We start from the raw sequence: 14,998 nt of genomic DNA on the forward strand, positions 1-14,998 counted from the left end.
GACCTATATAATGCCGAGCGTTTGCAGCCGCTTGCGCGTACGCGCGTAAAACTGTGGCCGTGAGAAGTAAGCGGTATGCGCAGATGCCAAACCCGTGATGGAGTTGAAGCGAAGATCGCTTACGCCATGGAAGATCATGTCCGTGCGAAACGCGAACGGGTCGATTGGATCGAAGACGTTCATCCAGTCCTGTACACACGCCGGCCGCGCGCGCTTTGCAACAGGCACGCCAGTGGGCGCAAGAAGATTCAACGCCCCGAAGAAACCGGGTTGGGAACCCACGGTTATCAGCGATGCCACGCTGAAGTCCTCCGGCAGGCCGACTTCCTCGGGGTTCAACAGCATATCCGTGAGAATTACGCCGCCAAGGCTATGGCCCATGAGCACCAACGGGCGGTTCTGCTGTCTGGCAAGCGTGTGCGCTTTCACTAACGCCTCGGCAATCCGCGAGCGGATGTTCGAACGGGTTTCACCGTCTTTCAGATAAGCGAACACATCACCCAGGAACACCCCGACCTGCGGCGCCAGTGCGCCACGCACCGCGTCAAAGCCAAGCGTCGAAACGGCGTTTCTCAGGCGATCTGTCACCGCCGCCACGGCGTCGCGCACAGAATCGACCAGGCTATAGGCGCTCACCCCATCGTCACTCAGGCGCTCAGCCAGCGTCGCGTCAGTGATGTCACCCGCAAACACTTCATGCGACGTGCCCTTGGCAATATGCTCGGCAGCCCGCTCGAACGCTTCCAGCTCTTCCGGTTTCAGTGCCCGGTCCTGTTGCGCGGCGTCCTCGATCAACGCGGCGAAAACAGCGTCAACCGCCGCTACCGGTAACTGCTTGCCCAACGCGCAGGCGGACACCAGAACGTCATCGTGCTCGCCATCCCCGCCTGCGTCGCCCAGGCCACCGAGGGCCTGCGGATCTACAGCGCCAAGTCGAAAGGTTTCGACTTGCTGATTGCTCGTGTCATACACCTGTTCGTTGATACTCGGCACGAGCGGTCCCCATAGCGGCGAGATGATATCCAGGGGGCGTCCCGCAAACAGAACGCGTCTGAGTAGCTCATCTCGATTACTTACTGCACGGTCATACTCGTTGCCCGCACGCGTTGCGACACCGTGAACAAAAACCAGGTAAGTCATTGAGCACCTCACAGTCATTTACCGACCTGGGCAGCGCTTGCCAGCCTCGGGCCGATTGCAGAGTTGATGTCGCACCTCATGGATGTCGCGACAGGCCGAACAGCCCTTTGAAGCGGTCGCTTTGCGATGAACCGACAAGATCGGACCAGGAATACCTGAAGGCGCGAACGATGGCCGGATACGGACCCCGATTGCCCTCTACCGTCCAGAGGATGCCGTTGGTGAAACTGTGGACAATGCCGACATGGCCTTGCCAACTTGTCTGCTTGGGCCTGATAGGGTCAATGCGTCGCCATACAATCACGTCACCCGGCTGGGGAGGATTGGACAGGGCTGGGGTATAGGCGTGACCAAGCTCGGACATGCGCCGATGGATATGCTGGGCACCCACCAGGTACCCCATCACCCCGTCATGCCCTAGCGCCTCATGGAAGCAGTAGCTGATGAATCCGGCACACCAACTGTCACCCTCGCTGGCGTGCCCCTTCAAATAACGCCGCACATCAGGCCCGTGGTTATCGGAGCCCGACTCGCCACAATTGGCCGTGGCTTCACGCAGCGCAATCGACAGCGCCTGGCGCCCGCTCCTGCTGCCCCCATCGGGTGGATCGGGAAGCTCGGGCGAGCCACGTATCAGCAACGTTTGAAGGCCGAGGGCGGCATCAATTGCCCAAAGCGTGTTAGGGCCAACCTTGCCATCCACCTTGAGCGGCTGGCCAGAGGCATCCACGTTGGAAACCTGAAAGGCTTCAACACTTTTTTTGACAGTTGCATCAAACCTGTCAGTTACCTCCAGTGCGAAGCCGAGTGTGCGCAATTGCGCGATAAGTGCGCGAACCTGGGGCCCCTGATCCATGTACTTGAGCATGCGTCATACCTCCTCCGATCCCTTGCTTCAACGTCCAGAGAGAGGCTTTGGCGCATTACGACATGCTGACTGTCGCTCATGATGCACTACTGGAGAACCAAGCAATCGGGTCGACGCAAGACGCGCTGAAGCACCTCAAGAACAATCCGGTGAGCGAATACCCCGATATAACGCACCCACATAGTCACTCTAGCGCGCCTCGGGAAGACTGCCAGTACTTAGCCAGCGAACATCGTGTTCGCCGGCCAAGTGTGTAAAGTGACGCATGTCGATGGGGGTGCGCCCTACCTACAACACCAGATTCCCGCGCTCCTCCTCCGTCAACCGCCCCCGCGCCTGCTCATCCAGCGCCCCGGCCCCCAGCACCTGCACCGGGCTCTGCGGGTTGTACTGCGGCCCCAGGCTCGCACCCTCCTTGCCCGGCACCAGGCGCTCGGTACCAAACCCCAGCACCTGCACGGTGATCACCGACGGCTGACGCTGGCGGGCCGCGGCCTGCTGCTGGCGCACCGCATCTTCGGCGGCCTGGGTCGCCGACGACGCCGCCGCACTCGCCGACGAGATCGCGCCGGTGTTCACCGCCGCCACCACCGGCATGCCCTTGGCATCACCCTGCACCTGGATGTTGGCCGCGTTCACCACCTGCAACGCGGCAATGTTGACGTTGCCCGACACCCGGATGCCCGCCTCCCCCGCATCGATGGTGCCCAGCGGCGCAATCAGGTCGATGTCCCCCGGCGGCACTTCCACCACCGGCGCCAGGGTGGCGATACCCGCACCGGTACTCGGCACCGTGGGCGACAGGCTGCTGTTGCCCCAGGTGTCGTACAGCCGGCGAGGCGGGGTGTAGACCACCGTGGTCTTGGAACCACGCCCGGCGTTGATGTCGCCCTCGGCCGACCAGCCCAGAATCGACCCGCCAAAGGTGGTCATGATGCGGCTCTGCCCCAACAGGATGCTGCCGCGCGCGTACAGCTGGATATCGCCGTTGCCCTGGGTGATCACCCCGGCACCGGCCGGCGGCGCCTCGCCCTCCACGCCGAACACCTGCTGGCCACCGGGGGTGAGCATCTGGATCGCGCCCCCCACCTGGGTACGTACCCCGGCCCCGCCGAACATCAGGATGTCGCCGTCGTAGCGGATCGGGTTGCCGGCCACGTCCTGCTCGGGGAACAGCGCCGCGATCGCATTGCGCCCGCGCAGGTAGCTGCCCTGGCGCGGCCCGCCCACGGTGTTGTACTCCAGGCCGCCGGCACGCAGCTCGGCAAAGTACACCTGGCGCGCAAACACCGCCTGCTCGGTCGCCGGCAGGCTGGCGAACCGCGCCCGCGCCTGGGCCGCATCGCCCTCGAAGGCGTAGCGCTCGGCCAGCCATTGACGCAACTCCTCGGCGTAGGTCTTGGCCACCTTGCCCGGCTGCGCCGCCAGGCTCTGGTTGCTGTCGGCAAGGTTGGCCGGGTTCAGGTACAGCTCGGCAAAGCGCGCATACCCTGGCCCCTGGGCGCCCACGCCGGCCTGCAACACCAGGCTTGCGCCGGGGCGGTTGTCGCCGGTGACGATGGCGCCCAGGCTGGTGATGGCTGCACGGTCCTCCTGGCGCAGGTCACGCCCGGCACTAACGGTGAGCGTGCCGGGGCCGGCCACGTTCAGGCCACTGAACAGGATGTCGCGCCCAGCCACCACCTGCGAGTGATCGGTGGCGTGGTTGTGCACGAACAGGTTGCCGCTGGACAGCGCCAGCGCACCGACGATGTCCGACATCATCGCCGGCACGTAGGTGGTCTCGCCAAGGCCGGTACCGCTGTACACGATGTCGCGCCCCGCCATCATCCACACCGGTGCGGCGCCCTCGTACCAGACGGCCCCATTGCGCGCATTGCCGAAGTTCAGGACCTCGCCCGAGCGCACCCCCACCAGGTCGCCGCTCACGGCGTAGATGCGCGCCGGCTGCAACTGCCCGTAGGCATTGGCGGTGCTGGTGCTGCCAAAGGCGAACAGCGGGAAGCGACCCGCTTCCAGGTCTGCCGCAATCCCGTCTGGCCTCTGGTTGCTGACGCTGTGGCCGTTGTAGCTGCCGATGAAACCCGGGTTGAACGGCGTGGCCAGGGCCGACGGTGCGGCGCCGGACTGGTTGATCGCATAGCCACCGGCGTAGATCGAACCCTGCGCCACCAGCTGCAACTGGGCATTGGCCGAAGGTGCCAGCAGCAACGAGTAGCCACTCGCGCCCTGCAGCCGGTTCTTCTCCCGGTACTGCGCGGAGTTCCCGTAGTACAGGTTGCCGGAGGCCGCCACCGCACGCAGGATCGACGGGTAGACAAAGCGCCCGTCGGTGGGCGAGGTATCCAGGCCGGACAGCGCATCACCGCTGACCGGCTGGGTCAATTCGATCAGTTGGGTGCTGGGGGTCAGGTCACCGCCCGCCGAGAACAGGTCGATGGCAGTGTTGGCCGTCCACAGGCTGAACCAGCTGTTGCCGCCCCCCGCCGCCGTGCCGAACGGCGTGGTGTTGAGCGTGGGCACACGGCCCGGGTCGGCCGCCGCCCCCAGCACCAGGTCGCCCCGGGTGCTCAGTTGCACCGTGGCGTCGCCGGGCACCACCACCAGGCCGCCTTTGGCGCTGGCCAGGGTGGCCTGGAACGGGTCGTACGCGCGGGTCTCGTGGCTGTCCTGCTGTATCCCGAGCGCGCCGTAGGCACGGTCGATACCGCCCAGGGCCGCTGCCGACACCTGCAGGTTGCCGCGCAGGTTGACCAGGGTACCCTGCAGGTCATGGGCGGCCACGCCCAGTACATCGGCGTTGTCGCCACGCCCCAGGGCCGCCTGGGTCGGGTTGACGGCGCCGCCGACCTTCAGGTTCAGGTCGCCGCCACCGCCCAGCGTCAGGCTGCCATCGCGGCCCACGCGGCCGGTGCTGCCCACTGCCAGCTGCAGGGCCTGGGTACGTGCGCTGTCGTCCCACTGCGTGCGGTACTGGTCAGCGGTATTGCCGATCACATCGAGGGTGCCGGCCTGCCCGCCCACCGTGACATCGAGGTTGCCCCCGCCCAGGGTGCCGAAGCCGGTGAAGCCGGCCACCACACTGTTGCGCTGGTAGCGCACATAGGTGCCAAAGTTGATCCACCAGGCCGTGGGTATCTGCTCGTCTGCCGCCAGCGCGTTGCCACTGCCCTGGCGCCACAGCCAGTTGCCGACCTGTGCAGTGGGCAACTGGTAGGCCAGGCGGGTCAGGCTGCCATATTCGCGGCTGAGGGAGTTGCCCGTCAGGTTGCCCCCCACCGTCAACAGCAGGTTGCCACCCTGCTCCGGGTACCAGGCCTGATACAGGCTCTGCGCGCCGCCATCGACCAGCGCCTCGTAGCCGCCGAGAAACTCCGGCAGCACCTGCCCGTCATTGGCCTGCCCGCGTGCCAGTTGATAGGCGGCTGGCACCGGGGTCGCCGTACCGGCGGTGTACACGCCGAACAGCGTGGTCATGTCCAGGTTGCCGGCGGCGATCAGGTCCAGGTCACCGGTACCGGTACGCAGCACGCTGTAACGCGAGGCGCCGCCGGGCACCGTGTCGTGCTCGGTGTTGCCCGGCGCGGTCATCACGCACCAGGTGGGGAACTCATCGCACAGGGTGGGGTAGCCAATCGCATCGAAGTCGATCAGATCGCCCGGCCTGGCATCTGCGCCAAACCCGTCGATGCCTTCCTGGGTCCAGGCCAGGCCACCGCCGGCGGCCGGTGCCCTGGCGCACCAGGTGGGGAACTCGTCGCACAGCGTGGGGTAGCCGATGGCGTCGAAATCGATCAGGTCACCGGGCCTGGCGTCCACGCCAAAGCCGTCGATGCCTTCCTGGGTCCACACCAGGCCGCCGCCGGCAGCCGGTGCCCGGGCGCACCAGGTGGGGAACTCGTCGCACAGCGTGGGGTAGCCGATGGCATCGAAGTCGATCGGGTCGCCGGGCTTGGCGTCCACACCAAACCCATCGATGCCTTCCTGGGTCCACACCCAGCCGGCACTGGCGCCTACCGCCAGCATGCCCACGTGGTGGTCGGCCAGGCGCAGGCGCCCGCTGGCGTTCGGGTCGGCCAGGCGCGGGTCGGCCGCCGTGGTATCGGCACCGGCCACCACGCGTAGGTTCCACGACTGCGAACCGGCCGGCAGCATGCTGGCGACCGCCCAGTTGGTGCCCTTGCCCTCGCTGCGCAGCGCCACCGAGCCCACGCCCCCCAGCTTGATATCGGTGCGCGGCGGAATGATCGCGCCGCGTTGCAGCACCAGGTTGCCCGCCAGCAGCACCAGGTCATCGGCGCCACCGTTCAGCAGGTGGCCCGGATCGGACGGCAGTGCCACGCCTTTTGGCCAGGTCATGGCCGTGACGGGCGTGTTGACCACCAGCCGCGTGCCGGCGCCCAGTTGCATGCCCGCTTCCAGGCGCAGCGGGGCCTCCAGGCGGGTGCCCGCCGCCAGTGCCTGGCTGCCGTCGGCGTTGTAGAGCGCCGCCGAGAGCACGGTGCCAGCCGGCAGCTCGATCGCGGCCGAAAGGGTTGCACGCACTGGCAGCACAGCGCCCGAGGCCAGCACGCGCGCCTGTATCGGCAGGTCGTAGTTGAGCACCTGGCCGGCCAGAAAACCGGTGCCCTCGTGCAACTCGACCCCGCCGTTGGGCACCACCACCTGGGCGCCATAGGCCAGGCGCCCTTCCAGCAGCACCCAGCCGCCGTCGTCCTGGGTCTCGGGTGGCGGCGCGAAGCCGTCGTTGATGCTGCCCAGCACCTCCACGTCGCCACCGGCACGCAGGCTCAGGCTGCCGGCCTCGCCCGAGCCGTACACCGTGCCGGTCTTGTGCACGTTGGGGTTGAGGCTGGCATAGCGGTAGCGCGACAGGTCGAGGTCGCCGCTGACCACCAGGTCGCCGTCGGTGATCACTTCAAGCCCCGGGCGCAGGTGGAACTGCTGGGCGTAACCCTTGACCAGGCCGGCGAGCTTGCCGTTGACCAGCGCCGTGTTGGCCAGGGCGCTGTCGATGAACTGCACGCTTTGCGCGTGGCGTGCGTCGAGGTAGGCCTGGTCGATCTGGACATAGGGCTTGCCGCTGACATGCGGGTCGACGCCCTGCGGGGCCGCATGATCGCGCGCCATGGCGAACAGGTCGATGCGCTGCGCACCAAGAATCGACAGCGCCTGCGAGGCGTCGATGGCGATGTCGCCATGGGTCGGGTCGTCGGCCCGCAGCCGCGGCGCATACAGCGCCAGGGTGCCGCGCTCGCGGCCATCGTGCTGGCCGGCGCCGCCGCCCAGTGGTGCGTCGGTGCCATGGCGCAGGTCGATACGCACGTCACGCGCCAGGGTCAGTTGCCCGGCACCGGCATTCAGCTCCACGGTAGCCCGGTTGGGGCTGTCGATGATCTTGCCGTAGCTGTCCACGCGCAGCACGCTGCCATGTGCATCGAGCACCGCGCCCTGGGCCAGGGTCAGGCCATTGCCGGCGGCCAGGCGAATGCTGCCGACACGCTCGCCGCTGGCATCGATCAGGCCGTTGACACGCAGATGGCCGTTGTCCAGCGACACCTGCACCTGGTTGGCGCGCACCCCGTTGCCGATCTGCAGGTCGCCCTGCTTGAACTGGAAGCGCCGGCTGCCATGCACGCCGCCGTCGTTCAGGCGCTGGTTGAGCGTGGCGAAGGCACTGCTCAAGTCACCGGCCAGCCCCTGGGCACGCAGGGTGAAACCCGCACCCGCGTAGGGCACCTGGGTGCCCCCGGCATCGTAGTGGCCGGAGCTTGCACCCAGGAGGCGGCCTTGCAGGTCGACCTGGCCGGCACTGGCGTCCAGCGCCACCACCTCCAGACTGCCGGCCTGGTTGTGTTCGGCGTGCAGGTCGATGATCGAGCCGGCCGCCTGGTGGATGTTGCCGTGCTGGCTGCGCAGGATCACGTCGCCGCCCCAGCTGTACTTGTCCAGGTCGTTGAGGCTGACCTTGCGCCCGGCCAGGTCCAGTTGCGCCGCCTGGCCCAGGCGCAGGTCGCCCTGGCTGTCGAGGGTCAGCTTGCCGCTGGGCAGTGCCACGCGGGTGTCGAGGTCGATGCGCTGCGCGCTGAACGACCATTCGGCGCCCAGCGCCCCGGCCTTGAGCTGCGCGTCGGCGGTGCTCGGCGCCGCCCCCGCGAGCATCTGCAGGGCACCGCCGACGCGCACCTGGTTGACCGAGCCGGCTTCACCGGTCACCAGCGGGGTGCGCACCAGCAGGTTGCCGCCGCTGTAGCGGTAGCCTTCGCCGGTCACATACTCGCCGCGTGACTGATACACCGACAGGCTGCCACGGTGGTTGGCAGTCAGGCGTTCGCTGGCCAGCAGCGCCACGTCGCTGAAGCCCAGCGCCAGGCGCTCGAACGCCGGCTGGCTGCTGCTCTGCGCCTGCGGGCCATACCCCAGTTCGATGCGCCGGGCTTCGATCTGCAGCCGTCCGCTGCCGGTGCCGGCACCGTTGCCGAGCAGGGCCGGCGCGGCCTGGGTGGCGCCACTCCAGATCAGGTTGCCGGTACGAATGCTGGCCACGTCAGTGGCCGCGCCATGCCCGTAGATCGCCGGGGTGCCCAGCACCAGGTTGCTCAGGCGCGACTTGCCGGTCGCCGGGTCGAGGGTGTCGAGCGCGGTGGTGCCGAAGAAGTTGAGGCTGTCCTGCACGGTCAGCGTCAAGGTTTCCAGGGCCGGCGCGCCACGGCGGGTATCGCCCTGCAGCAGGCGGTCGAGCACCTGCTGGTTGAGGGTCAGGCCGCTGGGCAGGTAGCCCGCCGCAGCGGCGGCGGCCAGGCTTTGCGCACTGCCGACGTTGATCGCGCCCACCGCCAGGGTCAGGTTGCGGGTGCCGAAGCGCACCTGGTCGTCGAGGCTGAAGCGGTTGTTGGTGGCGGCGGCAATGGTGCCTTCGGAATACAGCTCGGTCTGGCCGCTGCACCGCGTCAGGCAGCCGCCGATCAGGATGCTGCCCGGCCCGGTGATCGTCCCGCTGGGCGCTTGCGGCGCCAGCACGTCGACCCAGCCATTGGACACGATCAGCAGGCTGCTGTTGTGCGGGTTGTAGAGGTAGCCGTCGCGGCTGTCGTAGGCGGGTGCGCCCTGCCCGAGCGTATCGATGCTCGCGCCTTGCTCTATGTTGATGGCGCCGGCGATGCGCCCGGTAACCATCAGCACTTCGGCGGCCTTCAGGTGTGCGCCACCCTTGAGCACGATGCTGGTGCCCCTGGCATCACCGAACAGCAGCTGGTTGCCACCCTGCCCGTACACCCGCTGCCCGGCATGGCCGATGCGCAGGCTGCTGGCACCCAGGGCGTTGAGCTGCGACGCGGCAATGGCGGTTTCGCCGGCACCCGGTGTGGCGGGCGCGTTGTCGCCGTGGATCACCAGGGTGTCGCCGAACAGCACCGTGGCGATGCTGCCGTGGCCCTTGTCCGCCGGTTTGTTCAACAGCACGCCCTGCATGCTGAAGCCGGGCCGCGTGGTGTCGTTATGGCCCAGGTCCAGGGTCAGGCCCTTGGCATCGATGGGCAGCGCGGCACGCGGGATACCCAGGCGTGCGGCATCGTTGAGCAGGAACTGGCTGAAACTGGTTTCGTTGTACTGCGAGTACCGACGCAAGGTGTCGGCACCGGTCAGTATCAGGTGCTGCGACAGGGCATCGCCCAGCCCGCTGCCGGCGATCGAGCGCTTGCCGGTCAGGCCCCATGAGCCATTGCGCAGCGCCATGGCACCTGCCTGCGGCGCGCCGACGCTGGCCTGGCCGTTGACCTCGACACGGTAGGCCCCCGGCAACAGCGCATAACTGGCCGGCAGCAAGGTGTAGGTGCCGGCGGGCAGGCCTGGGATCCCGGCGTCCAGGGTGATCTGCTGGCCCACCAACGGCATCGAACCCGATGGCTCGCCCGCCACCGCTTCGGGCGCCACGCTGGCCTGCACACCGGGCACGATGGCGTACACCGGGTTGTCCGCCAGGCCCGGCAGGCTGAAGCTGCCATCGGGGTTGTTGCGCACCAGCGGGTGATAGCGGGCATCGGTGGAGCCGCCGCGCCCGGAGATGAAGCCGGCGCCGCGCACATCGCCACCGCCGGACAGGTCGATTACCGCACCGGGTTGGACCGCGATGCTGCCACCGCCCAGGGTCACGTTGAGCCAGCCGTTGGGCAGACTCTGGCCCAGCACCGTGCTGTTCAGCGACTGGCCGGCGAAGTTGTACACCAGGCCATCTACCGTGCCGCCATAAGGCATCACCAGGCCGGCGGCACTGACCGAAGTCAGGCTGCCAGGGCGCAGGGTCACTTCGCGGGTGCTGGCGGTGCCCAGTACCAGGGCGCCGAGGGGCGCGCGCAGCACGCCCTGCTGGTCGATGGTGTCGGCCTGTATCGACAGCGCGCCAAACAGCGAATAGGGCTGGGCAGGCGTGGCCGCGCTGCTGCGCGCAATCTTCACATGCTCGGCCTTGATCACTGCCACGGCATTGGTGCCAGGGTAGATCTGCGCCGCGCTCAGGGTCAGCGTGCCCGGCGCCACCAGCCGCGTGTCGTTACCGCCCAGTGTCTTGAGCAGGCGCAGATCGCCGCTGCTGTTCAGGCTGACCTGATGGAAGCCGCGTCGATCGATGCTCAGCGCTTCACTCACCCCCGTGCCGAACTTCAGGGTATTGCGTACGTCGATCAGCGCCGCATCCACCTGCAGCCTGGCCTGATCGGCTTGCGACGAAAGCGCGATACCGATTTGATTGTTGGTGAGGCCCGGCCCGGCCGGCGGCAGGCTGGTGTACCCGGCCAGACGCACATGCGCAGCCGACAGGCGCACCCGGGTATCGGCGCGAGCCCCTTCGGCCAGCCCCAGTGCACCGGCATACAGGTGCAGGCTGCGCGCCGGTTGCAGCGTCACGTCGTCGGTAAAGCTGATCACGCCGCGGCTGAACAGCGTCAGTGCATCGAACCCGCCCTGCGCCACCTGGGCCACGCTGAGGTGGCCATGGCCATGTTCCAGCTTACCGGCCTGGTTGGCGAAGGCTTCCCCGCGCGGGCTGATACGCAGCTCGCGCTGGCGGATGGCCTCGGCATAGGCCGGGGTGATCGGGTAGGTACCGCTCTCCAGCGCAAGGGTCAGGCTGCCGCCCGCCACGCCAGCGCCACCCGCCGCTGCACGCAACTCGCCGTCCACGTACAGGCCATTGATCGAACTCAGGCTGATGCTGCCGCCCTGGCTGGCCAGCCGAGTCGCGCCAACCCCGGGTACATCGACGCTCATCTGGCTGCCGGACGCATCCAGTACAGCGCCACGCTCGACCACCACGAACAGGTCGGGGGCCAGCGCGCCACCCAGGTTGGGGTCGAAGGTGCTGCCGATGACGATACTGCCGCCCTGGCGCAGCTCGCCATAGCGCTCGCCACGCGCGTCCACGGCGGTCACGGCTCGGGCCGATACGTCGAGCAGCGCCCCGGCGCCGACCCGGATCGCCCGTTGATGCGGCTCGAACCGCACCGCACTGGTCAAGGCCTCCTGCACAACAGTGTCAGCCAGGGTGATCTGCCCGCCGTGTGCCACCAGGCTGCCGTCAACTTGCAGGCCACCGGGGCTGCGCAACGTGATGGACTGCCCGTCATCGACCTGGATACGGCTGCCGCTGGCTACCTGCAGCCAGCGTGACGCCACCTGCTGGGCCGACTGGTCCAGCTCGCTGCCCGCCTGCAGCAGCAGGCTGGCACCGGCGCGCTGGGTCAGGACGCCCTTGGCGGCGTTCTCCAGGTACTGCGGTGGCGTCCACAGCTCCAGCGCCTCGGCCGCCGAACGGGCATCGCCACGCAGGCGATACACCGGCCGCGTCACCTGCACCTGGCTGTCGGCCGCCACCTCCAGGCGCTGGTTGCCCACCACCTCGTAGCGGGCAAAGCCCTTGGCGAAGAAATCGCTGCCCAGGTTCAGGCTGGCCGCCGGGGTATCGGCGCCGATGCTCACGGTGTCGCCGCGCAGGGCCAGCGTGCCGGCGCCCGTGGTGCCGTACCCGCGCAGCTCGCCGCCCAGCAGCAACTGCCCACCGGCCCCGCCCGAGGTCAGGCTGGCCAGGCTCAGGTCGCCACCGGCACCTCCGCGCCAGTTGCCGTCGGGGGTGCGCGCCGCGCCGCTTTCCACACTCAGCACACTGCCCTGGCCCAGGCGAATGTCGCCGGTGCCACGCAGGGCCAGCGAACCGCCGTCCAGCCAGGCCGACAGGTCGGCGGGCTGCGCATTGACGCCGTCCTGGCGCCGGCCGCTGGCCTCCACGCGAACCCCGTCGGCCACCTCGATACGCGCGGCCAGGCCGGCATTGCCGACCCGCAGGCTGTCCGAGCCGCGTTGCAGGTTGCCCAGCAGCAGGTCGCCGCCGTGGCTGACCAGGTCGGCGTTTATCTGCACCTGTGGCGCCAGCAGGCTCAGGCCGGCGCCGTCGGCCAGGTTCAGCGCCTGCTCCAGGCGGATGCTCTCATACGCGGCCACCTGCAGGCCGCCAAGCTCGCGCAGGCGCTCGGCCTCCAGGCGCAGGACGCCTTCGCGCTCGGCCTCGACCGGGGCGTCGAGGGTCAGTGAGCCGCCCTGCACCTGCGAGCCGATCACCACCTGGTGCAGGTTGCCCGCGCCGGCGTTGAGCACGCTGCCCGTGGCGGTGGGCCGGTAGTCGCCAACGATCAGCTGCGCGCCGCGGGCCTGGCTCAGCTGGCTTTGCCGGTAGCCGTCGAGGCCGGCCTGGGGGGCCTGCAGCTGGTGGTCGCCCTTGAAGGTTTCACCCAGGATGTCACCGCCCAGCTGCGCATTGGCGGTGCCGACCACCAGCCGCCCGGCATCGCGGCCAACGGTGTAGCCGTTCTCCAGGCGCTCGCGCGGGGCGATCAGCGGGCTGTAGAAGTAGCGGGTCTGGCCCCAGCGTGCGCTGTGCTGCTCGTAGCCCTTGTACACGCCCTGGTACAGCACGTCGCCAGGGGCACGCGAGAGGTTGTACAGGCGCCCGTCGGCGCCCTTGAGCCAGGTTTGCTTGAGGTAGCCGGTGGCCACGTCCAGCGTGCCGCCCGAGAGGTTGACCAGCGAGCCGGACTGGGTCACAAGGTCGCCCCCGGTGAAGCTCACCGTGCCGCCCTGGGCCAGCCACTCGCCCAGCCCGTGGCTGCGCGTGCCGAGGTAGCCGCCCACTTCCAGCAGGCCGCCGGCGGTGTACCAGCGCTCGCCCTCGTAGCCGTTGGTGCCGGCGGCCACGTGCACCAGCTCGCGGATGTCGACCCACACATCGGTGCTGTTGAGCGCGCCGCTGTCGCGGTTGCCCGCCGCGTCGCGCTGCTCGTTGCCCTGGATGTTGACCTTGATGCTGTTGCTGTCCATGGCCAGCTTGACCCCGACCGCGCCCGCCACGTCCAGCACCGCGCCGTCGCGCAGCAGGCTGCGCTGGCCGGCACTCACCGCCACCTGGCCGCCGGTGGCCAGGGTCAGCGAGCCGCCCTGGAAGTCCACCGTGCCGCCACTGACGATCTCCACCCGCGACAGGCTGCGGTCATCGGCCACCGCGCTGAGGTTGTCGAACGCGCCGCTGCGCTGGTTGACCTGCCCGCCCAGGTCCTTGCGCACCGCCTCGCGCTGGCTGTCCAGTGCGCTGCCGGGGTTGGCGTCGATGACGATGGCTGTGGTGCTGCCGGCGGCCAGGGTCACGTTGCCGGTGCGGTCGCTGGCCGCGTTGAGCAGGTGGATGGTGCCGCGGTTGTCGATCGAGCTGGTGGCCACGGCCACGCCCTGCTGGCGCACCTGATGCCCGGTCAGGGTGATGTCGCCCTGGCTGGCCTGGATCAGCCCGCTGTTGCTCACCGTGCCGGCCGTGCTGCCGGCCTTCAGGGTGGTGGCCACCTCGTTGCCGCGGGTGGTGGAGTACGGGTTGCCCGCCGTGCCGACGCCCTTGCGGATGTAGAAGGTATCGCCCGCCGCCAGGGTCGCCTGGCCCTTGGCGTTGATCAACTGGCCGGCGTTCTCCACCTCATGGCCCAGCAGCAGGGTGTAGCCACCGCCCTGGGTGGAGCTGGCCGGGGCGTGGGTCTGGATCAGCGCGCCGCGCTCGACCATGACCTTGCCGGCGGCATCGGTGAAGGTCGGCTGGCTGCCCAGGCTGTCCACGTACAGGCCGCGCTCGGTGAACTGCTGGTCGCTGATGGTGGCGGCGGCCGCCGTCAGGTTGCGCACGTTGATCTGGCTGCTGCCGCTGAACACGATGCCGTTGCGGTTGACGATCATCAGCGTACCGTCGGCCTTGATCGTGCCCTGGATCTGGCTGGGCGCGACGCTGTTGCCGACGCGGTTGAGCAGCGCCCAGTTGGCGTCCTGCTGGAAGGTCAGCTGGGTGTCGCGGCCGACGTTGAAGGTGTCCCAGTTGAGAATCGCCTTGTCGGCCGTCTGCTTGATCGTCACCTGGGTGGTGCCGCCCTTCTGCGTCTGTACCGGAGCCTCGGCGTTGGTGAACAACGGCTTGCCATTGGCATCGAGCAGCGGGTTCAGGCCATTGCCGCCCAGGCCGTTGTGGATGCTCGAGGGCGCCGCCAGCGCGGCGGCGCGGCCGGCCGCCTGGGCAGCCTGTTGCGCGGCGATGGCGGCCACGGTGTTGTTGAGGTTTTGCAGCGAACGCTGCAACTGGGCATTGGCACGCTGCTGCTGGGCCAGCGGCGGTGGCAGCCCCGGCAACTGCACCGCACCGCCCTGCCCGCCCGTACCGCCGGCCTGCGGCGCGCTGCCCTTGGCCGCGAACCAGGCCGAACTGAACGCCGCAGGCGCCGCCTGCACGCTGCCGGCCAGGGCCAGCAGCGCAATCACCTGGGCCAGCGGCTTGAGCCGCAGCAGGGGCATATCGGCCTGACGGTGGGTACGGTGGGAGGGCGAAGCAGCAGTGCCAAGGCGCATTGCAATCAATCCTTTTCTGGTCCATCGCGGTAATGGGGTGCCACACGCCGGTGCGGCCGGTGACCTATG

General features: G+C 68.6%; 3 protein-coding genes. All 3 read right to left on the reverse strand.

Annotation, left to right across the window (positions count from 1 at the left end; genetic code table 11):
- Positions 1 to 3 precede the first annotated feature (3 nt).
- On the reverse strand, positions 4 to 1,140 hold the full coding sequence (locus NP552_RS24790; RefSeq protein ID WP_274097254.1) for a hypothetical protein: 1,137 nt from the start codon (positions 1,138 to 1,140) through the stop codon (positions 4 to 6).
- Between the two features lie 76 nt (positions 1,141 to 1,216).
- Entirely contained in the window at positions 1,217 to 2,008 is a 792-nt protein-coding gene (locus NP552_RS24795; RefSeq protein ID WP_274097255.1) for a CHAP domain-containing protein, read from the reverse strand.
- A 288-nt stretch (positions 2,009 to 2,296) separates the two neighbouring features.
- Positions 2,297 to 14,929, reverse strand: a complete 12,633-nt coding sequence (locus tag NP552_RS24800) for a filamentous hemagglutinin family protein (RefSeq protein ID WP_274097256.1) — start codon at positions 14,927 to 14,929, stop codon at positions 2,297 to 2,299.
- Positions 14,930 to 14,998: the final 69 nt, after the last annotated feature.

The organism is Pseudomonas sp. 8209 (assembly GCF_028682105.1).
In the GTDB taxonomy this organism is placed as follows: domain Bacteria; phylum Pseudomonadota; class Gammaproteobacteria; order Pseudomonadales; family Pseudomonadaceae; genus Aquipseudomonas; species Aquipseudomonas palmensis.

What these genes read in the sequence shown, in the direction of transcription:
- NP552_RS24790 (WP_274097254.1), bottom strand. Translation starts at nt 1,140, where the DNA reads ATGACTTACCTGGTTTTTGTTCACGGTGTCGCAACGCGTGCGGGCAAC.
- NP552_RS24795 (WP_274097255.1), bottom strand. Translation starts at nt 2,008, where the DNA reads ATGCTCAAGTACATGGATCAGGGGCCCCAGGTTCGCGCACTTATCGCG.
- NP552_RS24800 (WP_274097256.1), bottom strand. Translation starts at nt 14,929, where the DNA reads ATGCGCCTTGGCACTGCTGCTTCGCCCTCCCACCGTACCCACCGTCAG.